Raw genomic sequence first — 19905 nt, 5'->3', positions numbered from 1 at the left:
CAAACCGATACAAAAATCACGGTCTTGTCAGGGCGCATCTGCTTGACCTTCCGGCGCTGGAAGGTGGTCTATCCGGCCCAAACAGGCAAGTTTCAGATGCGAGAGCAGGTTATGACAGAACATGGCGAAAAGCCCCTCAACCGGCGCGGATTTCTGGCGGCGGGTGCCAGCGGCGTTATCGCACTGGCGACCCCAGCCTTCCTTCGGGCGGAGGAAGCCCCCGTGGTGAGGCGCAACATGTCTTCCTTCCGGCTGCACGCTTGGCAGGATCACTTCGACAGCCTTGGCAAGGGTATCCTGCTCTCAGACACGAGCACCAGGGTACTCCAGCATTGGACTGCCGATGGCGAGATGCGTATCTATCCCACCTCGGTGCCGTTGTCCGACGAGCTGACACGCCGCGGTTATACCGAAGTGGTCTTCAAGGATGAGGCCCCGGACTGGGCGCCGACACCATCGATGATCGAACGCGATCCGACACTGCCGCGCTATGTGGGACCAGGACCGGACAATCCGCTGGGTATTCGTGCCATGCACCTGAGTTGGCAATATTATCGCATTCACGGCACCAACGACACGCGCAAGATCGGCCGCAAATCGTCGAATGGCTGTATCGGGCTCTATAACGAACAAATCGTCGAGGTCTTCGACAGAACGCCGGTTGGCACACAGGTCAAACTCATTTGACCGGGCCATTCGGTTGCGAGGGACAGAGAACAGTATGAACAAGACATTGCTGGCGATCATCGCCTTCCTTCTCGTCGGGGGGTTCGCAGTCTACTGGAACGCGACGCAACGGGCGACGCAAGGCACGGGCCATTCGATGATTCCGCCCGATACCAGCACCCTGGCCGAGGGCGCACCGATCGTCGAGGTGGCGCTTCCCACCGAACTGTCGGCGGAAGCGCAGATCGGAAAACGGGCGTTCGACGCCAAATGTGCCGAGTGTCACGGCACGAATGCAGCGGGGCAGAATGGCGTGGCCCCGCCGCTCGTCCACAAGATCTATGAACCCAGTCATCATTCCGACATGGCATTCGTCCTCGCGGCAAAGAACGGCGTCCGTGCGCATCACTGGAACTTCGGCGACATGCCGGCGGTGGAGGGTGTGACCGATGGCGACGTGAAAATGATCGCGCGTTACATTCGTGAGCTTCAGAAGGAGAACGGCATCTTTTGAACGAAAGACGCAAAATCGAACCTGTCGTCTTGATACGCGCGCTGCTTCTCTGCGCGCTTTTCGCATTCGACCTGGCCCCTCAGGGCGCTGAAGCCCATTCTTCTGCTCCCGCCGCGACAAGCGAAACGCACGCCGTGATCGACTATGATCACGGCGAAGATCATTCTGTCATCCAGGAGGCATTCGGACATTGCCATCCAGGAATTGACTGCGCCCTTGCCGCGGTCGCAGCGGATCCAGTGCGGGCACGCCACGTCGAACGCTCCACAGCCAGGAAGTTCCGTCCTCCCCATGTAACAGGTGATGGAAGAGGCCCCGCCTATGAACCGCCACCGCCGCGATGACGCGCGCCTGGCAAACGAGGACATAAAGATAAAGACAAGTTTTGAAAGCTACATGCGAAAGGTGAACAGCATGAACTATCTTCTACACGCAACGGCGATCGCCGGACTTGCTGCGGCGACCTCGATCGCACATGCCGATGCCGGCCACGGAAATAACGCCGATATCGGGCAGGAAGGCGACGTCTCGAACATCGACCGGGTCGTCGAGGTCTCAATGGACGAAATGAGGTTCGACCCCGAGACCGTCGACGTCGAGAAGGGCGAAACCGTCAGGTTCGTCGTTAGCAATGACGGACGTATGGTTCACGAGTTCAACATCGGGACTGATCAGATGTGGGAAGGTCACGAAACCGAGATGCGCAGGATGATGCAGCGTGGTATGATGACCGGACGCGCCTTGAACCACGACAAGATGCGCGAGGCCGGCATGATGCATGACGATGCGAATTCGGCACTCCTCGAACCCGGGGAGACCGCCGAGATCGTGTGGACGTTCTCGGGAAGCGCCAAAATTGGATTCGCCTGCAACGTGCCCGGCCATCGCCAGGCGGGGATGGTCGGCGAGTTCGTTTCCAGTGCCAAAGTCGCTACGAATTGACGATCATGCATGCTTAATGGAACGGACGGCATCGCTGCCGTCCGTTCCGGATTCAACCGGCCTGGATCAGCTCCGGCGGAGCTTCTACGAACGCAAGGAAAATCATGATCGACCGTCGAACATTTCTGAATGGCTGCGTGGCGCTCGCGGCGGCGGGCAATCTGCCCGCGCCCGCCCGCGGAGCAACAGGTGTCGCGCGGCTCACGGCGCGGCCCACGCGCGTGCGACTCGCCCCCTCGCCCTATCCCAAGACTGAAGTCTGGGGCTATGACGGCGCGATGCCGGGACCCGAGTTGCGGATGGCTCAAGGCGCCCGCGTCCAGAGATCGTTCCTGAACGAACTGCCGCAGGCAAGTTCGGTTCATTGGCACGGGATCCGCATCGACAACGCGATGGACGGGGTTCCCGGGCTGACGCAGCCAGCTGTCGAGCCGGGACAGGAGTTTGACTATGATTTCGTGGCACCGGATGCCGGCACCTACTGGTATCACGCGCACAACCGGTCAACCGAGCAGGTCGCGCGCGGACTCTATGGTGCGCTGATCGTGGAAGAGTCCGAGGCGCCGGATATCGACCGCGAGGAAGTATTGATCCTCGACGACTGGCTTCTCGATCCCGAAACGGCACAGATCGACCCCGACTTCACGTCACGCCATGATCGCAGTCATGCCGGACGGCGCGGCAATTTCATCGCCACCAACGGGCGCTTTGATCTGTCCCTGGATGTGAAGCAGAACGAGCGTCTGCGCCTGCGGCTGATCAATGCGGCGAACGCCCGGATCTTCGTTCTGACGCTTTCGGGGATGGACGGCTGGACCGTGGCCCTCGATGGCATGCCGCTACCCGATCCGGGACCCGTAACCGAGGTGCTGATCCTCGGGCCGGGCCAGCGCGCCGATCTGATTGTGGACGTGACCGCGGCACCAGGCGAGGCAGCCCATCTCGTGCGCATCGAGGATCAGGTGGGCGTCTCCCAGGTAGCGTTTCCGGTATCGGGCCGCGCGGCGGCGGCGCGTCGCGGGTCGCCACTTCCCCTGCCGCCGAACCCACGCATGGACATATCCGGCATGGAAAAAGCCGTCACGGCGCGGCTGAATATGCAGGGCGGGGCAATGGGCACGCTGGATACAGCGATCCTGGACGGCGAACGCAAGAGCTTTCGCCAACTGGTCGACGCGAACCAATTCTGGGCCTTCAACGGAACGATCGGGATGACCGACACGCCACTGGCAAACCTGTCCGTGGGCGAGACGCTCAAACTCGAAATCTACAACGACACGTCGTTCCCGCATGCAATGCACCTGCACGGGATGCATTTCCGGGAAGTAACCGGGGACGCGGGCCTTGGCCCCTTCCGCGACACCCTGCTGATGTTTGGCGGCGAGACCCGGACCATCGCTTTCGTCGCCGACAATCCGGGAAAATGGCTGTTTCACTGTCACATGCTGAGCCATGCGGACTCGGGCATGATGACCTGGCTGGAGGTGGCGTGATGCGGAAATACCTGCTCCTTTCCGCCGTGCTTCTATCCGGTGCCGCCGCCAGCGCATGGCTGATGACGCAGGCCGGGGCCGAAACCAGCGCTCGTCCAGAGAGCGCCGATCTGGGACAGGGCGAGAAACTCTACCAGAGCTACTGCGCCTCCTGCCACGGCGCTAACCTGGAGGGTCAGCCCGACTGGCGCTCGCCGGGACCGGACGGCGCGTTGCCGGCTCCGCCGCATGACGAAACGGGCCATACATGGCATCACTCTGACAGCGTGCTCTTCGACTACACCAAGCTCGGCGGCAAGGCGGCCCTCGCCGCTCAGGGTGTCGATTTTGAAAGCGGCATGCCGGGCTTCGGCGATCAACTGAGCGACGATCAGATCTGGAACATTCTCGCCTATATCAAATCCACCTGGCCGGATCGGCAACGGCAGATTCAGGCCGAACGCAGCGCCGCCGAAGCTCAGAGAGAAGGAAATTGACAATGCACCCGATGAAAACCACCGCGCTGGCAATTGGCCTGGCTGTCATGCCGATTGCCGGCTTCGCGCAGGACCTGAGCGATGCGCGGATCAAGGAACTGGCGCTGGAAGCGATCCGGGAAAACCCGCAGATCATCATGGAAGCCGTGCAGTTGCTCGAACAGGAGCAGGCGGCCACCCAGGCAGAAGCGGCTGCCGACGTTCTGAAGAACCAGCGCCAGTTGCTCGAGCGTGATCCGAACGCGCCGGTCCTCGGAAATCCCGAAGGTGATGTCACGGTCGTGGAGTTCTTCGACTACAACTGCCCTTACTGCAAGCGGGCCATGTCAGAGGTCCAGGGGCTGCTCGACGCCGACCAGGATGTCCGGCTCGTCTATCGCGAATGGCCCATTCTCAGCGAAGGGTCTGTCTTCGCGGCGAAAGCCGCCCTGGCCGCAAGGGAACAGGGCAAATATGAGGAGTTTCACTGGGCGCTCATGGGTATGGAAGAACGTGCCGAAGAGGCGTCGGTCATGCGCCTGGCCGAGGAGATCGGGCTCGATATCGAACAATTGCGCACCGATATGGACGCGCCCGAGGTGCAGGAGCATATCGACGAATCGATGCGCCTGTCCCAGGCGCTCGGCTTCAACGGAACACCGTCTTTCGTGATCGGAGACGACCTTGTGCCCGGCTTTGTCGAACAGGATCAACTGGAGGCTCTGGTCGACAAGACACGGGAAAGCGATTGATCTTGCGTATCAGGTCGCGTGTTGAAATGGCGTCGGATCCCCCGGCGCCATTTTTCGTATCAGGTCGCTTTCGTATCAGGTCGCTGCCGGTGATTTTGCATCATAGCCGGCATCGCGAATTGCTTCGGACACGGCCCGCTCGCTTAGAAAACTCTCCACCTCGACAATATGCGCCCCAAGGTCACAGGAAACCCTGGCGGTTGGATCAATTGCCTTGATCGCCTTCTCGATTGCAGCGGTGCAGTGCCCGCAGCTCATGTCCGGTACGCTCAATCTGGTCATGCCTATCTCCTTCGAATGCCAACTCAGGTGAGGTCTTCCACCGCAGGAAGGTCAAGGACGGAATGGAATATTTTTGAACCCTATTGACCTTCCATCAAGTGGAACCCCTATCTTTCGGACAAATCCAGACAGGAGTCCGCCATGCCAGATTCGCAAACCCTTCGGCTTTCCGTGCAGAACATGTCCTGCGCCTCTTGCGTCGGGCGGGTCGAGCGGACCCTGTCCGCGCTGCCGGGCGTCGATGACGTCCATGTGAACCTCGCCAATGAGACCGCGCAGGCGCAGATCGATGCGCCCGAGCGGATCTCCGACGTCATGACAGCGCTGGATAGGGCGGGCTATCCGGCGCGGACGCAGGATGTGCGTCTGAACGTGGCGTCGATGTCCTGCGCCTCCTGCGTGGGGCGCGTGGACAAGGCGCTGGCGGCGGTACCCGGTGTGCTGGAGGTCAACGTCAACCTCGCCTCGGAAACCGCGACCGTGACCTATGCCGAAGGGGCGGTGGAGCTTGCGGATTTGCTGAAGGCGGCGGAGGACGCAGGCTACCCTGCGGAGCCCGCAGAGGACACCGCCTCGGAGGATCGCAGCGCCCGCAAGGACAGCGAGGCCAAGGCGATGGCGCGAAAAACCGCGTTGGCCGCAGCGTTCGCCCTTCCCGTCTTCCTTCTGGAAATGGGCGCGCATGTCGTGCCGGGTGCGCATGACCTGATCGGGCGCACCATCGGCCATCAGACAAGCTGGATGATCCAGTTCGTGCTGACCACCATCGTGCTGGCCTGGCCGGGGCGTGCCTTCTACACCAAGGGCTTCCCGGCGCTCTTCAAGGGCGCGCCGGACATGAACAGCCTCGTCGCGGTCGGCACCTCGGCGGCCTATCTCTTTTCGCTGGTGGCCCTCTTCGCGCCCGCACTGCTGCCCGAAGGCTCGCGCGCGGTCTATTTCGAGGCGGCGGCGGTGATCGTGGTGCTGATCCTGCTGGGCCGCTGGATGGAGGCGCGCGCCAAGGGCCGCACCGGCGCCGCGATCCAGAAACTGCTGGGGCTTCAGGCGCGCACCGCGCGGGTTCTCGTTGACGGTGAGGCGCAGGACGTGGCGATCGAGAGGATCCGCGCGGGCGACATCCTCGTCGTGCGTCCCGGCGAGCGGATTGCAGTGGACGGAGAAGTGACCGACGGCAGCGCCCATGTCGATGAAAGCATGATTACCGGCGAGCCGGTGCCGGTGGCCAAGGGCACCGGCGATCCGGTCACGGGCGGCACGGTCAATGGCACCGGCGCCTTCCAGTTCCGCGCCACGCGCGTCGGCGCCGATACCACGCTGGCGCAGATCATCCGCATGGTCGAACAGGCGCAGGGCGCCAAGCTGCCGATCCAGGGCATGGTCGACCGGATCACGCTGTGGTTCGTGCCTGCGGTGATGGCCTTCGCGGCGCTGACGGTTCTGGTCTGGCTGGTCGTCGGCCCCTCGCCCGCGCTGTCCTATGCGCTGGTGGCCGGGGTGTCGGTGCTGATCATCGCCTGCCCCTGCGCGATGGGTCTGGCCACGCCGACCTCGATCATGGTCGGCACCGGACGGGCCGCCGAGATGGGCGTGCTGTTTCGGAAGGGAGACGCGCTGCAGCAATTGTCCGGCATCGGCGTCGTGGCAGTCGACAAGACCGGCACCGTCACCGAAGGCCGTCCGGAGCTGACCGACATGGTGCTGTCGGGCGGGTTCGTCCGGACCGAAGTTCTGGCACTGGTCGCTGCGGTCGAGGCGCAGTCGGAACATCCCATTGCCGATGCCATCGTCCGCGCGGCCCGGGCCGAAAACGTGGCGCGGCATGAGGTGGAGAGCTTCGAGTCGATTACCGGCCACGGCGTGCGTGCACGTGTCGCAGGGCGTGATGTCCTAGTCGGGGCCGACCGGCTGATGAGGCGCGAAGGGCTGGAGCTCGGCACGCTGGCCGAGGCGGAAACGCGCCTGGCCGAACAGGGCCGCACCGCGCTCTTCGCCGCCATCGACGGGCGGGTGGCCGCCGTGATCGCGGTAGCCGACCCGGTGAAGCTTTCCAGCGCGGCGGCCATCGGTGCGCTGCACGATCTGGGACTGAAGGTCGCCATGATCACCGGCGACAAGCGCGAGACGGCGGACGCCATCGCGCGCGAGACCGGCATCGACCAGGTGGTCGCCGGCGTTCTGCCCGACGGGAAGGTCGCGGCACTGGACGATCTGGAGAAAGGCGGGCGGCAGGTGGCCTTCGTCGGGGACGGCATCAACGACGCGCCGGCGCTCGCGCACGCGGATGTGGGCATCGCCATCGGCACCGGGACCGATGTGGCCATCGAATCCGCCGACGTGGTGCTGATGTCGGGCGACCTGCGCGGCGTGGTGAATGCCTACAAGGTCTCGACCCGCACCATGCGCAACATCCGCCAGAACCTGTTCTGGGCCTTCGGCTACAACGTGGCGCTGATCCCGGTGGCGGCGGGTGTGCTTTACCCGGCGCTCGGCCTGTTGCTGTCGCCGGTCCTGGCCGCGGGCGCAATGGCGCTGTCCTCGGTCTTCGTGCTGACCAACGCGCTCAGGCTCCGCCGTGTGTCCCCCGCAATGGACGAGACGAGGTCGGCCCGCCCGGCCGCCAACCTTTACCCCGCCCCTGCCGAATAAGGAGGATTTTGAGATGAACATCGGAGATGTCGCGGAACGCTCCGGCCTGCCGGCCAAGACAATCCGCTATTACGAGGATATCGGGCTGGTCAAGCCGCTGCGCAGCGCCAACGGCTATCGCAGCTTTCGCGACCGCGACGTGCATAAGCTGGCATTCCTCGGGCGCGCCCGCGCGCTCGGCTTCAGCATCGAGGATTGCCGCAATCTCCTGAAGCTCTACGAGGACGACGGTCGCACCAGCGCCGAGGTCAAGCAGATCGCCGAAGTGCAGCTTGATCGGATCGACCGGAAGATCGCGGAGTTGACGGAGATGCGCGCGACGCTTGCGCATCTCGTCGATGCCTGCGCCGGAGACCACCGGCCCGACTGCCCTATCCTGGCCGATCTTGCAGCGAAAGAGGAAGAAATCGCTCTGCTGAATGAAGCCGGTTAAGAGGGACAGTCGCGTATGACACTGGCTGCAGGGCTGGTCATCATTCTTTTCGGATTGTGCGGTGGCCTGCATGCGCGTGCAATGGCATTCGCCATGCACCTTACCGACCGGAAGCACATCACCGGCACAGGTGCACTGTTGATTGCCCTTTACGTCCTGGCGGCCGCACATATTGCCGAGGCAGGGCTCTACGCGGTCGGCTTCTTTATCGGCCAATCGACGGGCATTGGCGGTTTTGCGCAAGCTGACGTGAACTCGTTCATGGATGTGTTCTATTTCTCAGTGGTGAATTATTCTTCCCTTGGGCTGGGCGACATCTATCCGACAGGTCATCTGCGCTTTCTGGCGGGGATTGAGGCGCTGAACGGTTTCTTGCTGATCAGCTGTTCGGCTTCGACCATCTTTCTGGTCACGACCAGACGACATTCCTGACGCCTGCCGCATATCTGGACTTTCCAAAGCTTTGGAACCCTCCAGCGATGGAAGGTCGTTACCTTGTTTTAACGCGAATCTGAAAGGTCACTCATGTCATATTGGAGATTTGCCGCAATGATCGCAACCTCGACGGTCGTGATGTTCATCCTGATGTATCTCAATACCTACCTCTGGGCGCATGTCTTCTGGTCGGAGACACGGGCCTACATGGCGGTCCTGATGGGCGCGACAATGGCCTTCATCATGCTCGGATTCATGTTGTCAATGTATTCCAGCAAGACAATCAACGCCTCGATTTTTGCGGGTGCAGCGTTGGCCTTCGCAGCGTCGCTCTGGCTGGTGCGCAGCCAGGTGACGGTCGGCGATACCAGCTTCATGCGGGCGATGATCCCGCATCATTCCATCGCCATCATGACGTCGAGCCGGGCCAATATCGAAGATGCCCGCGTGCGCAAGCTGGCCGATGAAATCATCTATGCCCAGGACAAGGAAATTGCCCAGATGCGGTATCTTGTCGACGAGATCGAGGCATCGGGCGTGATGTCCGAGCCGCAAGAGTCGAGTGTCGGCGAAATCGTGAGCCTCGACCAGGCGCTTTCCACGGCCAATATACCGGTTCTCGATCCGGGCTTCATGAGTGACGCGGAAATCGCGCGGCTTTTCCCAGATGGTCCCACCTGCACGTTCTCCTACACCTCCGACAGTCCCGCGGTGCTCGCAATCGGTTCGGTCGGTGACGACATGGCGGGCCTTGTGAAACTCAGCGGCGATCTGGTGCGGCTGGACGTTGCGCCGGAAGGCGATATTGCGACCGGCGCCGCGCCGCGCGCGGACGGTCTTGCCATAGAGGTGAGCGCGCCGGGCGGCGGTGCCCTGAACGCGGACGGAACCATGCAGGAGGCCGACCTGACCCTTGAACTGGATGCCGGCCTGACCGCCGGGTTCCGCGGCTTCTACCGGTGTGCGCCGTGAGCGTCGTTTCGGGATGGCACCGGCAGGTCGGACGACACTGCGGTTGGATATGCTATCCTTCACGGAATGGGTGATAAGGCGTCGGGAATGACCCCGCGCGGAACGTGAACGGAGGACAGGACGATGACCGGGATCGCAATGCCCCTCATCCTTGTGCTGCTTGCCATCGCCTTTGCGGTCGCGATGCAGCGGATCGGCGCGCGGACTGATGCGACATGGCCGCAGCGCGCGCCCTTTCTCGGGGGCGGGCTGCCCGAAACCCATGCCTGGCAGCGGTTTCATGTGCGCTATTACCCGATGACGCTGCTCTTCATCGCCTTTGAGATGGAGATGATGTTCATGTATCCGTGGGCGGTGGTCTATGTCGAAACCGGGCCGGTGGCGCTGGCCGAGATGGGCATGTTCCTCGGCATCCTGTCCGTCGGTATCCTCTATGGCTGGCGCGAGGGGGTGTTCCGATGGCAATGAACTGGCTTTCCGCCCTGGCGCGCGGCGCCGAGATCCCGGTTTTTGCGGTGGTTGGCGCACAGGGTCTGGCGCCGGTCGAAGGGCTGCGGCACCGGCCCGGCCTGCGTCTGGTTGACAGCCCCCGCCACGCCCGCGTGCTGCTGGTCGCGGGCGCGGTGGATGGCGCGCACAAGACCGCACTGGAACGGCTTCACGCGCAGATCCCGACGCCGCGCGGGACGGTCTGGTGGCAGGCCGCACCGCTGTTTGCGCGCGGGCAAGGCGTGGCAGGCGACGATCCGCTGCCCGCGATCCGGGCGGCAGCAGGGGCGGACGACCCTGACCAGCGCCCCGACGTGCCGCCGCATCCCTGGCAGGGGATGGGGCCGCACGGGCAAGGCGGGCGTGGCATGATGGGGGGCAACCCTTATGGCCGGCCGATGGCGATGACGGCGGACGATATCCGCGACGGGCTGGCGCTCGACGTCTATAACGCGCGGTTCGGCCCGTTCCTGCCGATGCTGCCGCCGGGGCTGGTGCTGGATCTGACCTTGCAGGGGGACGTGATCGTTTCTGTCTCCGTAGTCTCGCCGCCCTTCGAGCAGGGAATGCAGGGCGATGCGCCCGATCTGTGCGCCGCGCGGATGCTGCGGCTGATGGGGATCGCGCCGCGCGCGGCGCGGGCGCGCGGCGCGTTGCTGGCCCTGCCCAAGGGGTCGGGCACGCGGCGACGGTTGGCCGCATGGCTGCGGGGCCAGACGGTGACAGAGAGGCCTTCGCCCCTGCCGGAGGCGCTGCCCGGTCTGGAATGGGCCGAGGCGGTGCTGTGGCTGGCCAGCTTCCTGCCCTCGCACTTGCGCGCCGCCTGCATGCCAAGGCAAGCCGCATGATCGCCGCCACGCTCATCTTGCTGCTGGCATTGCCGCCGCTGGTGTGGGTGGCCGCGATGTTCGACCGCATCGGCGCCGGGCGCGGCACCGTCGTCATGGGGCCGCTGCAAAACGGGGCGGCGTTGGTGCTGCGCCCGAACACCGAAACCGAGGCGCCCGACCGGCTGAACCGGCTGCTCGCGCCGGGCTGGTATCTGGCGCTGGCGCTGGTCGGTCTGTCGGTGGTGCCGCTGGCCGAGGACGTCGTCGCCAGCGAGATCTCCACCGGTCTTGTCCTGTGGGGGGCCTGCGAGGCGCTGACGGTGGTGGTCGTCTTCCTGCATGGCTGGTCGCCCAATGCGCCGCTGCCGCTGATCGGCGCCTATCGCTATGTCGCGATCGCGCTGCCCGCGATGCTCTTGTCGATGTTCGTACTGATCGGCGCCGCGCTGCCGGCGCAATCGTTGTCCGTCGTCGAGGTGGTCGAGGCGCAGCGAGAGATCTGGAACGTCATTCGCCAGCCACTCGGCCTGCCGCTCTTCATGGCGCTGGGGCTGGCGATCACCCTGCGCGGCCCGTTCGATTACGCCGACGGCGCGGAACTGGCGGGCGGCACCTCGGCCGAGGAAAGCGGCCCGGCGCTGGCGCTCTGGCACTTCGCGCGGGCGGCGATGCTGGTGGCGTTCTCGGCCATGGCGGCGACGGCCTTTCTCGGCGGCTATCTGGGGCCGGTGCTGCCCGGGCCGGCCTGGCTGCTGCTCAAGACGCTGGCCGTGATGGCAGCAACGGTGGCCGCCGGGCGGTTCTTTGTGCGGATGCCGCCGGCACGGATGCTGACCTTCCTCTGGGTGGTGCTGCTGCCGCTCTCCTTCGCCAGTCTGGCGCTGGTGGGCGTTGAGGTGCTGCCATGACCGATGCGCTGTTCCTCGCGCTCTCAACGCTGGCGATCTGGTCGGGCTGGCGCGTCTTCCGCGTGGATTCCATGGTGCGCGCCTCGTTCCAGCTGATGGTGTCCTTCATCGCCGTGGGGCTGATCGCGGTGCTTCTGGCCGCGCCCTATATCGGCATCGCCACGATCTTCATGATGGCGGTCGAGATGATGGTCATGGCGCTGTTCATGGTCATGTTCATGATGAATCCTGCCGGGCTGAACCCGATGGTCATGGTGCATCAGCACCGCTTTTCCATCGCGGCCGGGATAATCGCCTTTGCCGGGCTGACGGCGGCGGTACTGCTGTCGGACCTGCCGGTGCAAAGGGTGCCCGAAGGTGTCGATGTCGTGCGCAATCTGGGCCACGAGTTGCTGGGGCCGTCGATGCTGATCTTCGAGACAGCAGGTGTCACGCTCTTGGCGACGATGATCGGCGCCGTGGTGCTGTCGGCGCATTCGGGACGATATGGGGCGTCGGATACCGGATCACTGCCGCCCGGCCTGACCCCTGGCGGCGAACCGGCAGGGCGCAAGCCCGAGAATGGCGGCCATCACCATCACGGAGGGCATTGAGATGACGCTGGTTTCCGTCCTCATCGTCGCCGCCGCGCTGATCGGCATCGGGCTTTACGGCGCACTGTCGCAACAAAGCTTCGTGATGCTGATGATGGGGCTGGAGCTGATGTTGAACGGCGCGATCCTGGCAATGATGGGCTTCTGGTCCTTCAGCCTTGGCGGCGCGCCCGAGGGTCAGCTTCTGGCGATCATCGTCATGGCGGTGATGGCGGTCGAGATGGCGGTGGGTTTCGCCCTTGTCGTCGCGGTCTATCGCAAGCGGCAGGCGGACATGACCGAAAGTCTGACCACAATGAAACACTGATGCTTTGGGCACTCCCCCTCTTTCCGGCTCTTGCCGGGCTGGCGCTCTGGGCCTCGGGCGACGGCAGCCGCCTGCGCCTCGGGGCGATGGCCGGTGGCGCGGCGGCGGGGACGCTAGTGCTGGCGGTGCTGGCCGCCGCGCAGGAGTGGCAGGACGGTTTCGCCTGGGGCGCGGGGCTGGAGTTGCACCTGGCGCTGACGCCGCTTTCGGCGGCGGTCGCGATCACCGTTCCGGCGGTGGCGTTGGCGGTGCTGGTCTTTGCCGCCGCGCATGAAGAGGCGCGCGGGCTGGCGCGGCTGCTGGGGCTGATGCTGATATTCATCGGCGCGATGGAATTGGCGGTCGTCGCCGCCGACCTGCTGTCGCTGCTGATCGGTTGGGAGGTCATGGGCTTCTGCTCCTGGGCGCTGATCGGGCACCATTGGCGCGATCGCGCGAACATGGCCTCGGGGCGCTATGCCTTCGTGACGACACGGCTGGGCGATCTGGGCCTGTTCCTCGCGCTGATGGCGACATGGGGCGGCGCGGGGGCGCTCGATTACGCCGCACTCGGGCGGCTGGAGGATGCGCCGCTGGCGCTGGCCGCGTTCGGGATATTGATCGCGGCTGCGGCGAAGGCGGGCCAGGGGCCGTTCGCGCCGTGGCTGTTTCGCGCGATGGACGGCCCGTCCTCGGTGTCGGCGCTGCTGCATGCGGCGACGATGGTGGCGGCGGGGGCCTACCTTCTGGCGCGGCTGCATCCGTGGCTTGCCCCGGCGCCTTATTGGAGCGGCGCGGTCATCGCGCTCGGCCTGTTCACCGCGCTGGCGGGCGGTGCGGTGGCGGTGATGCAGGGCCATGCGAAAAAGCTGCTGGCGGGGTCGACCTCGGCGCAGCTGGGGCTGATGTTCATCGCGGTCGGTGCGGGTTATCCGGGCGTCGCGGTGGCGCATCTGGTGACGCATGCCGCGTTCAAGGCGCCGCTGTTCCTGTCTGCCGGGATCGCCGGAGAGGCCGCCGGAACCTACCGGCTGCGCGAGATGGGGTTCGGGCGCGCCTTGCCCTGGACAGCCGGGCTGACCGCACTGGCCGCGCTGGCGCTGGCTGCCGTGCCGCCCATGGGCGCGGCCTGGAGCAAGGAGCAGATCGCCGCCGCAGCCATGCACGAAAGCCTCTGGCTGGGGCTTGCCGTGATGGTTGCGGGGGCGCTTTCGGCCGCCTATGCCGCGCGGTTCTGGTGGCTGGCCTATGGGCCCGGCGGCGCAGAGCCCGAGGCAAGACCGCGCTGGCCCGAGATTGCTGCGCTCGGTGTGCTGGCCCTGGCCTGCGCCGCACTCGGCCTGCTGTGGCTGGGTCCGGTGCAGGCTTCATTGCCGCTGCGCCTGCCCGAGACCAGATCGCTGGAAATCGCCGCCTCGCTGGCGCTGGTCGCCATCGGCCTGCTGGCCGGGCTGACACTGGCGCGGCGCGAGACTGCGCCAGAGCCGCAAGCCGCCGATTGGCTGGGCCTGCCCGCGCTGATCGGGCACGGCATCGTGCGGCCATTCGAGCGCCTCGCGGCCCTTGCCGCACATCTGGACGACGCCGTGCTGGACGCGATCCCGCGCGGTGCAGCCTCGGGCGCGCAGCACATAGCGCGGGGCGGGCGGCGTGCCTGGGGCGCGATGCAGGCCGACAGGGGCATCATCAACGCCGCCGTCTGGCAGGTGGCCGCCATGACGCGCGCCCTCGCAAGGCTGAGCGACAAGCCCGGCGAAATCCTCGCCGATGGTCTGCCCGAAGGCGCCGCGCGCATCACCGGGCGGACCGGCGCGGATGCGCGGCGGCTGCAAACCGGGCTGTCGCATCATTATTACGCGATCTTCGGGATCGGCGCGGCGCTGGCCATCCTGTTCGTGATCTTCGGAAAGGTCTGACATGCTGACATTCGCCATCCTGTTGCCCTTTGCCGCCGCCGCTCTGCTGGCCTTTGCGCCCCTGTCGGCGGGCGCCTCGCGCGCCATCGCTGTCGCCACGGCGGCGCTGGCGCTGCTGGCGCTGGTCGTGGTCTGGGCGCGCTTCACCCCCGGCGCCGGGTTCCAGGCAGAGATGGAGATCCCGTGGATCCCCGCGCTCGGTGTCGCCTGGCGGGTCGGCGTCGATGGCATATCGCTGCCGCTGGCACTGATGAGCGGGCTTCTGTTCGTCGCCGCCATCGCCTGGCCGATGGAGCGCGAAGTGAATGCGCGGCAGTATTATGCGTGGTTCCTGTTCCTCGAAGGCGCGTCGCTGGGCCTGTTTCTCACGCTCGATCTGCTGCTTTTCTACGTCTTCTTCGATCTCAGCCTTGTCGGCATGTATTTCCTGATCGGCCGCTGGGGGCATGGCGAGGCGCAGCGGGCGGCGCTCAAGTTCTTTCTCTACACGCTGGCGGGCTCGCTGCTGATCCTGCTGGCGATCATCGCGCTGGTGTTGATGACCGACCCGCTGACCTTCGACATGCGCGATCTGATCGCGCTGCAGCCGGTGGCGGGGATGGATCTGCGCGCCGGGCTGATCCTTCTCGGCCTGGTGATCGGCTTCGCGATCAAGACGCCGCTTTTCCCCGTGCATACCTGGCTGCCGCCCGCGCATGTGGACGCGCCGGGCGCCGCTTCGGCCATCCTTGCCGGGGTGCTGCTCAAGATGGGCACCTATGGCCTTGTGCGCATCGCCATGCAGATGATGCGCGAGACCTTTGCCACCTATGCGCTGGCCATCGGCATCCTCGCGCTCATTTCGATCCTCTGGGGCAGCATCGTCGCCTTCGCGCAGGAGAACCTGAAGCGGCGCATCGCCTATACGTCCGTGAACCACATGGGCTATGCGGTGCTGGGCATCGCCGTCGCGGGTTCCGCCGTCACCGGACACGAGGCCGCGCGCGATCTGGCGCTGACTGGCGCGATGGTCGAGATGGTGGCGCATGGCCTGATCACCGGCGCGCTGTTCCTGATCGCCGGCGCGTTCTGGGCGCGCACGCAGGACTACCAACTGGGTCATTACGGCGGGCTGGCGGGCAACGCACCGCGCATGATGGCGGCGATGGGGCTGGCGAGTTTCGCCTCGCTGGGCCTGCCCGGGCTGGCCGGCTTCGTGGCCGAGGTGCAGATCTTCATCGGCGCCTTCGCCGTCTGGCCCTGGCTGGCGGCGCTGGCGCTGCTGGGTCTGATCGTCTCGGCCGCGCTGTTTCTGGGCATGTTGCAACGGATCTTCTTCGGCGACCGGCCGCCCGTGCTCGACGACTTTACCGACCTGACGCGCACGGAAATCTGCATCCTCGCCGTGCTGCTGGCGCTGGTCGTGCTGATCGGCGTCTGGCCGGCCTGGCTGCTGGACATGATCGGCGCCGGTGCCACGTTGACCTTCGGGGGCGGCTGAGATGCCCGTCGCCGATCTTGGCCCCGAGATCGCGCTGATCGCGGGGGCCATCGCGGCATTGCTGCTGGCGATGGTGCTGCCGCAGTGGCGGCTGGGGTGGTGCCTCGCGCTGGCCCTCGCCGCGCTCGCGGTGGCGGCACTCTGGGCCGTCGCGCAGGCGGGCGAAGCGCGGCTGACCTTCTCGGGCACCTGGGCGCTTGATGGCGTGACGCTCTGGGCGCGGGGGATGATCGTGGTCGCGACGGCGCTGTGCCTGATCCTTTCGCCGCGCTGGTTCGAACAGGATCGGCGGCATGGCGAGTTCTACACCATGACGCTGTTCTCCGCGCTGGGTGCCATCGCCATGGCTGGCGCGGCGGATCTGTTGCAACTGGCCATGGCGGTGCTGCTGTCTTCGGTCACGGGCTATGTGCTGGCGGCCTGGCACCGCGACTGGGCGCTGTCGGTCGAGGCGGGAATGAAATACTTCCTGATCGGCGCGCTCGCCAATGCGCTGCTGGTGATCGGCGTAATCCTGTTGATGGGCATGGCCGGGACCAGCGATTACGCCGCGCTGAAAGGGGCGGATGTCGCCTCGCCGCTGGCGCTGACGGGCCTTGCGCTGATCGTCGCCGGGCTTGCGTTCAAACTGGGCGCGGTGCCGGGCCATGCCTGGATGCCCGATGTCGCCGAAGGCGCGCCGGTGCCGGCGGCGGCCTTTCTGACCGTGATGCCCAAGATCGGCGCGGCGCTGGCGCTTTACCGGCTGGTGCATCTCTTTCCCGACGCCGAGATGCTGCGCCCGCTGATCGCGGCGCTGTCGGTTCTGACCATGACCCTGGGCAACCTCGCCGCGCTCTGGCAGACGGATGTGCGCCGGCTGATCGGCTGGTCCTCGGTGTCGCAATCGGGCTATGCGCTGATGGCCGTCACGGTGGCCGATCTCGCCCCGCGCGCGCTGCCCGCGCTGATCTGGTTCCTGGCCGCCTATGCGCTGGCCAACGTGACTGCCTTTGCCGTGGTTGCGCATCTGCGCGGGCGCACGGCGCTGGCGGACTATGCGGGCCTTGCACGCACCCGCCCCGCGATGGCAGCGGCGCTGATCGTCGCGTTCCTGTCGCTCGTCGGCATCCCGCCGCTGATCGGATTCGTGGGCAAGCTGGGGCTCTTCATCGCCACCATCGACGGCGGCTATGCGTGGCTCGCGCTTGCGGCGGTGCTGAACACCGTCGCGTCACTGTTCTACTACGCTCGCGTCATCGCGCCGATGTATTTCACCGCTCGACCGGACGCGAGGTCCGCCACGTTGGGCCGGTCCAGCGGCGCAATAGCCGTGCTTTGTGCCATTGCGCTGATCGGTTTGGGGCTCCTGAGCGGCCCGTTCCTCGCCCAAGCTTTCGGAGGGGTCGTCCTGCCGTGAACAGCACGGCAAGCTGACGACCCTCGACTGTAAGCGCGACCTGGACCCCACCTTTTTCTGAACAGCCGTTTCTGAGAATCCGTTCCTGTCTTGGAACAGGGATGGAGTTTCTCCGTGGAGGATACGTTGGAGTTTTTCCGGTCGGGTGGAGCGCGTAGCTCCGCTTCGAGCCGACGGCGGTGGCCTGATGCGCTCAAGGGTCAGATTGTGGCGGAGACGCTTGAGCCCGGGGCTACGGTTCGCGGGGTTGCCGAGAGGTATGGGCTGCGCGCGAACCGGCTCTCGGAATGGCGGCGCTTGGCGAAGGACGGAAAGCTGGTCTTGCCGGCCGACGAGCAGAGCGGGGATGAGGCGATGTTCGCGCCGCTCGTGGTCTGCGACGCGGAGGCGCCGACGCCCGAGGCGGAGGGCAGCGCCGCCGGGCGCGATGTTCGGATCGCTGTCGGCGACGTGGTGATCGAGCTCGACGCCGACACGCCCGCCAAGCGCATCGCCGAGCTCGTCCGGGCAATCGGGGCGCGCGCGTGATGCTGCCCGCGCATAAGGTGCGCATCCTGGTGGCGACGCAGCCGGTCGACTTCAGGAAAGGGCATGATGGCCTGGCCGCGCTGGTGCAGTCGGTGCTGAAGGAGGACCCGTTCACGGGCACGATGTTCGTATTCCGCGCGAAGCGGGCCGACAGGTTGAAGATCCTGTTCTGGGACGGGACCGGTCTCGTTATGGCCTATAAACGGCTGGAGGAAACGATCTTCACCTGGCCTGCCATCCGGGACGGCGTGATGACGCTGAACCGGGCGCAGTTCGAAGCCCTGTTTGCCGGCCTGGACTGGCGCCGGGTGAAGGCGCTGGACGTGCGCCGACCGGCTGCGGCGGAATGAATCAGGCGACTGATTTGGCGCGCATTTCCAGTCGGTTCAGGGTATGCTCGGGGCATGTCGGCCCTGCCTGATATCGACCTTTCGGCCATTCCCGAGGACCAGCGCGACGCTGTCGCCGCGCTGCTACGCGAGACGGCCAATCTCAAGGAGATCAACAGGCGTCTCGAGCACTTGGTCGCCGAGTTGAACCACGTCGTGTATGGCAAGAAGTCCGAGAAGCTCGACGAGGACGACCGGCAACTGGCCTTCGAGGATCTGCAGATTGCCGTCTCCGAGGCCGAGGAACAGAAACAGGATCAAGCGCCCGGCGATGCCGCGCCGAAACGCAAACGGGTGGCCAGGCGCAACCGCGGCAACCTGCCCGAGAACCTGCCCCGGATCGAGCGGATCGTCGAACCCGACAGCCTCGTCTGCCCATGCGGCTGCGGGCAGATGCACAAGATCGGCGAGGACCGCACCGACCGGCTGGACATCGTGCCGGCGCAACTGCGCGTGATCGTCACTGTCCGCCCCAAATACGCCTGCCGCGCCTGCACGGATGGCGTGACGCAGGCACCGGCCCCCGCCGCCCTGATCGAGGGCGGCCTGCCGACCGAAGGGGCCATCGCGCATGTCCTGGTCAGCAAATACGCGGATCATCTGCCGTTATACCGCCAAAGCCAGATGCTCGCGCGGTCGGGCGTCACCATCGACCGCGGCACCCTGGCCGACTGGGTCGGGGTCGCAGGGTTCCATCTCAAACCCGTCGTCGACCGGCTGGCCGAACACCTGAAGACGTCCACCAAGCTGTTCATGGACGAGACGACGGCGCCGGTTCTGGAACCGGGGCGCGGACGAACCAAGACCGGTTATCTCTGGGCACTGGCCCGCGACGACCGCAGGTGGGGCGGCGCCGACCCGCCAGGGGTCGTCTTCTTCTACGCCCCCGATCGCGGTGGGAAGAACGCCGAAACGTTCCTTCGTGGCTTCGACGGGATCCTGCAGCTCGACGGTTATCAAGCCTACAATCGCCTGACGCGTCCCTCTCGCAAGGGCGGTGATCCCGTCCGTGTGGCGCATTGCTGGGCGCATGCCCGACGCAAGCTGAAGGAGATCTTCGACCGCGACGGGTCCGAGATCGCTGCCGAGGGCCTGCGCCGCATCGCCGAGATCTACGCCGTGGAGGCTGATATCCGCGGCTGCGCCCCCGGGCAACGGCTCTCGGCCCGGCAAGCGCGAACGGTGCCGCTGGTCGCGGCGTTCGGCGACTGGCTGCAGGAGCAGCGACTGCGCGTGTCGGCGAAATCCCGGCTCGGTGAAAAATTGACCTATATCCATCCCCACTGGGACGGCCTGCAGACCTTCCTCCGTGACGGCCGCGTCGAGATCGACTCCAACAGCGTCGAGAACCTGATCCGCCCGATCGCCGTTGGTTGGTCATTATGCACCCCCTTCATAAGTGCTTGGAAACATTGAAAGCTGGTCCTCGAGTTCAGCGCGACACGGGCGTCCTTTTCGTGCGAGAGCGTCTTTGACCTTATCTGAATGCAAGTC

Annotated in this window: 21 protein-coding genes and 1 pseudogene; 21 read left to right on the top strand and 1 reads right to left on the bottom strand. The window is 65.5% G+C overall.

Annotated features, from left to right (window positions below):
- Positions 1 to 111 precede the first annotated feature (111 nt).
- The 6 genes from D6850_RS18810 (at position 112) to D6850_RS18780 (ending at position 4822) form a co-directional block, all read left to right on the top strand.
- Entirely contained in the window at positions 112 to 687 is a 576-nt protein-coding gene (locus D6850_RS18810; RefSeq protein ID WP_206019330.1) for a L,D-transpeptidase, read from the top strand.
- A 34-nt stretch (positions 688 to 721) separates the two neighbouring features.
- A complete protein-coding gene (locus tag D6850_RS18805) occupies positions 722 to 1180 on the top strand; it encodes a c-type cytochrome (protein WP_121169159.1) in 459 nt (152 codons plus the stop codon).
- Positions 1181 to 1501: 321 nt separating this feature from the next.
- Positions 1502 to 2122, top strand: a complete 621-nt coding sequence (locus D6850_RS18795) for a cupredoxin domain-containing protein (protein WP_245964268.1) — start codon at positions 1502 to 1504, stop codon at positions 2120 to 2122.
- A 104-nt stretch (positions 2123 to 2226) separates the two neighbouring features.
- Positions 2227 to 3615: a multicopper oxidase family protein gene (locus D6850_RS18790; RefSeq protein WP_121169157.1), complete on the top strand. Its 1389-nt coding sequence runs from the start codon at positions 2227 to 2229 to the stop codon at positions 3613 to 3615.
- Positions 3615 to 4091 (top strand): c-type cytochrome, encoded by a 477-nt coding sequence (locus tag D6850_RS18785; protein ID WP_121169156.1) that lies wholly within the window; start codon positions 3615 to 3617, stop codon positions 4089 to 4091. Before D6850_RS18790 ends, D6850_RS18785 begins: the two co-directional genes overlap by 1 nt.
- Positions 4092 to 4102: 11 nt before the next feature.
- Positions 4103 to 4822: a DsbA family protein gene (locus D6850_RS18780; RefSeq protein WP_166434135.1), complete on the top strand. Its 720-nt coding sequence runs from the start codon at positions 4103 to 4105 to the stop codon at positions 4820 to 4822.
- A gap of 75 nt (positions 4823 to 4897) precedes the next feature.
- Here D6850_RS18780 and D6850_RS18775 read toward each other — a convergent pair whose 3' ends face one another.
- A complete protein-coding gene (locus tag D6850_RS18775; RefSeq protein WP_121169154.1) occupies positions 4898 to 5104 on the bottom strand; it encodes a heavy-metal-associated domain-containing protein in 207 nt (68 codons plus the stop codon).
- Positions 5105 to 5245: 141 nt separating this feature from the next.
- Here D6850_RS18775 and D6850_RS18770 point away from each other — a divergent pair, with 141 nt between their 5' ends.
- The 15 genes and pseudogenes from D6850_RS18770 to tnpC all read left to right on the top strand — a co-directional run.
- A complete protein-coding gene (locus tag D6850_RS18770) occupies positions 5246 to 7753 on the top strand; it encodes a heavy metal translocating P-type ATPase (RefSeq protein ID WP_121169153.1) in 2508 nt (835 codons plus the stop codon).
- Between the two features lie 13 nt (positions 7754 to 7766).
- The gene (gene cueR, locus D6850_RS18765) at positions 7767 to 8186 is read left to right on the top strand and encodes a Cu(I)-responsive transcriptional regulator (RefSeq protein WP_121169152.1); all 420 of its coding nucleotides are present in this window, start codon (positions 7767 to 7769) and stop codon (positions 8184 to 8186) included.
- 15 nt (positions 8187 to 8201) lie between these two features.
- Positions 8202 to 8618: an ion channel gene (locus tag D6850_RS18760; RefSeq protein WP_121169151.1), complete on the top strand. Its 417-nt coding sequence runs from the start codon at positions 8202 to 8204 to the stop codon at positions 8616 to 8618.
- Between the two features lie 93 nt (positions 8619 to 8711).
- Entirely contained in the window at positions 8712 to 9593 is an 882-nt protein-coding gene (locus D6850_RS18755) for a DUF305 domain-containing protein (RefSeq protein ID WP_166434133.1), read from the top strand.
- Between the two features lie 123 nt (positions 9594 to 9716).
- Positions 9717 to 10061 (top strand): NADH-quinone oxidoreductase subunit A, encoded by a 345-nt coding sequence (locus D6850_RS18750; protein ID WP_245964267.1) that lies wholly within the window; start codon positions 9717 to 9719, stop codon positions 10059 to 10061.
- Entirely contained in the window at positions 10052 to 10930 is an 879-nt protein-coding gene (locus tag D6850_RS18745) for a hypothetical protein (protein ID WP_166434132.1), read from the top strand. Before D6850_RS18750 ends, D6850_RS18745 begins: the two co-directional genes overlap by 10 nt.
- Positions 10927 to 11820, top strand: coding sequence for a complex I subunit 1 family protein (locus tag D6850_RS18740; RefSeq protein ID WP_121169148.1), 894 nt, complete (start codon positions 10927 to 10929; stop codon positions 11818 to 11820). Before D6850_RS18745 ends, D6850_RS18740 begins: the two co-directional genes overlap by 4 nt.
- The gene (locus D6850_RS18735) at positions 11817 to 12413 is read left to right on the top strand and encodes an NADH-quinone oxidoreductase subunit J family protein (RefSeq protein WP_121169147.1); all 597 of its coding nucleotides are present in this window, start codon (positions 11817 to 11819) and stop codon (positions 12411 to 12413) included. The genes D6850_RS18740 and D6850_RS18735 overlap by 4 nt, the downstream gene beginning before the upstream one ends.
- Position 12414: 1 nt before the next feature.
- Positions 12415 to 12720: an NADH-quinone oxidoreductase subunit NuoK gene (nuoK, locus tag D6850_RS18730; protein ID WP_121169184.1), complete on the top strand. Its 306-nt coding sequence runs from the start codon at positions 12415 to 12417 to the stop codon at positions 12718 to 12720.
- On the top strand, positions 12720 to 14615 hold the full coding sequence (locus D6850_RS18725) for an NADH-quinone oxidoreductase subunit 5 family protein (protein WP_121169146.1): 1896 nt from the start codon (positions 12720 to 12722) through the stop codon (positions 14613 to 14615). Before nuoK ends, D6850_RS18725 begins: the two co-directional genes overlap by 1 nt.
- Position 14616: 1 nt before the next feature.
- On the top strand, positions 14617 to 16095 hold the full coding sequence (locus tag D6850_RS18720) for a complex I subunit 4 family protein (RefSeq protein WP_121169145.1): 1479 nt from the start codon (positions 14617 to 14619) through the stop codon (positions 16093 to 16095).
- Position 16096: 1 nt separating this feature from the next.
- Positions 16097 to 17494 (top strand): NADH-quinone oxidoreductase subunit N, encoded by a 1398-nt coding sequence (locus D6850_RS18715; RefSeq protein WP_121169144.1) that lies wholly within the window; start codon positions 16097 to 16099, stop codon positions 17492 to 17494.
- Between the two features lie 114 nt (positions 17495 to 17608).
- On the top strand, positions 17609 to 18022 hold the full coding sequence (tnpA, locus tag D6850_RS19875) for an IS66-like element accessory protein TnpA (protein ID WP_281272602.1): 414 nt from the start codon (positions 17609 to 17611) through the stop codon (positions 18020 to 18022).
- Positions 18022 to 18372 (top strand): IS66 family insertion sequence element accessory protein TnpB, encoded by a 351-nt coding sequence (gene tnpB / locus D6850_RS18705; RefSeq protein WP_121169143.1) that lies wholly within the window; start codon positions 18022 to 18024, stop codon positions 18370 to 18372. Before tnpA ends, tnpB begins: the two co-directional genes overlap by 1 nt.
- A gap of 54 nt (positions 18373 to 18426) precedes the next feature.
- Positions 18427 to 19782 (top strand): annotated as a pseudogene (gene tnpC, locus D6850_RS18700) (IS66 family transposase); the annotation flags it as partial.
- Positions 19783 to 19905 lie beyond the last annotated feature (123 nt).

It is taken from the genome of Roseovarius spongiae (assembly GCF_003651245.1).
Lineage (GTDB): Bacteria > Pseudomonadota > Alphaproteobacteria > Rhodobacterales > Rhodobacteraceae > Roseovarius > Roseovarius spongiae.
The sequence above is the reverse complement of the archived record's forward strand: the minus strand, read 5'-3'. Positions and strand labels throughout refer to the sequence as shown.

Coding starts and splice junctions, on each gene's coding strand:
- D6850_RS18775 (WP_121169154.1), bottom strand. CDS start 5,104: ATGACCAGATTGAGCGTACCGGACATGAGCTGCGGGCACTGCACCGCT.
- D6850_RS18715 (WP_121169144.1), top strand. CDS start 16,097: ATGCCCGTCGCCGATCTTGGCCCCGAGATCGCGCTGATCGCGGGGGCC.
- D6850_RS18740 (WP_121169148.1), top strand. CDS start 10,927: ATGATCGCCGCCACGCTCATCTTGCTGCTGGCATTGCCGCCGCTGGTG.
- nuoK (WP_121169184.1), top strand. CDS start 12,415: ATGACGCTGGTTTCCGTCCTCATCGTCGCCGCCGCGCTGATCGGCATC.
- D6850_RS18770 (WP_121169153.1), top strand. CDS start 5,246: ATGCCAGATTCGCAAACCCTTCGGCTTTCCGTGCAGAACATGTCCTGC.
- D6850_RS18755 (WP_166434133.1), top strand. CDS start 8,712: ATGTCATATTGGAGATTTGCCGCAATGATCGCAACCTCGACGGTCGTG.
- D6850_RS18720 (WP_121169145.1), top strand. CDS start 14,617: ATGCTGACATTCGCCATCCTGTTGCCCTTTGCCGCCGCCGCTCTGCTG.
- cueR (WP_121169152.1), top strand. CDS start 7,767: ATGAACATCGGAGATGTCGCGGAACGCTCCGGCCTGCCGGCCAAGACA.
- D6850_RS18735 (WP_121169147.1), top strand. CDS start 11,817: ATGACCGATGCGCTGTTCCTCGCGCTCTCAACGCTGGCGATCTGGTCG.
- D6850_RS18760 (WP_121169151.1), top strand. CDS start 8,202: ATGACACTGGCTGCAGGGCTGGTCATCATTCTTTTCGGATTGTGCGGT.
- D6850_RS18795 (WP_245964268.1), top strand. CDS start 1,502: ATGAACCGCCACCGCCGCGATGACGCGCGCCTGGCAAACGAGGACATA.
- D6850_RS18780 (WP_166434135.1), top strand. CDS start 4,103: ATGAAAACCACCGCGCTGGCAATTGGCCTGGCTGTCATGCCGATTGCC.
- D6850_RS18725 (WP_121169146.1), top strand. CDS start 12,720: ATGCTTTGGGCACTCCCCCTCTTTCCGGCTCTTGCCGGGCTGGCGCTC.
- D6850_RS18745 (WP_166434132.1), top strand. CDS start 10,052: ATGGCAATGAACTGGCTTTCCGCCCTGGCGCGCGGCGCCGAGATCCCG.
- D6850_RS18785 (WP_121169156.1), top strand. CDS start 3,615: ATGCGGAAATACCTGCTCCTTTCCGCCGTGCTTCTATCCGGTGCCGCC.
- D6850_RS18750 (WP_245964267.1), top strand. CDS start 9,717: ATGACCGGGATCGCAATGCCCCTCATCCTTGTGCTGCTTGCCATCGCC.
- D6850_RS18805 (WP_121169159.1), top strand. CDS start 722: ATGAACAAGACATTGCTGGCGATCATCGCCTTCCTTCTCGTCGGGGGG.
- D6850_RS18790 (WP_121169157.1), top strand. CDS start 2,227: ATGATCGACCGTCGAACATTTCTGAATGGCTGCGTGGCGCTCGCGGCG.
- D6850_RS18810 (WP_206019330.1), top strand. CDS start 112: ATGACAGAACATGGCGAAAAGCCCCTCAACCGGCGCGGATTTCTGGCG.
- tnpB (WP_121169143.1), top strand. CDS start 18,022: ATGCTGCCCGCGCATAAGGTGCGCATCCTGGTGGCGACGCAGCCGGTC.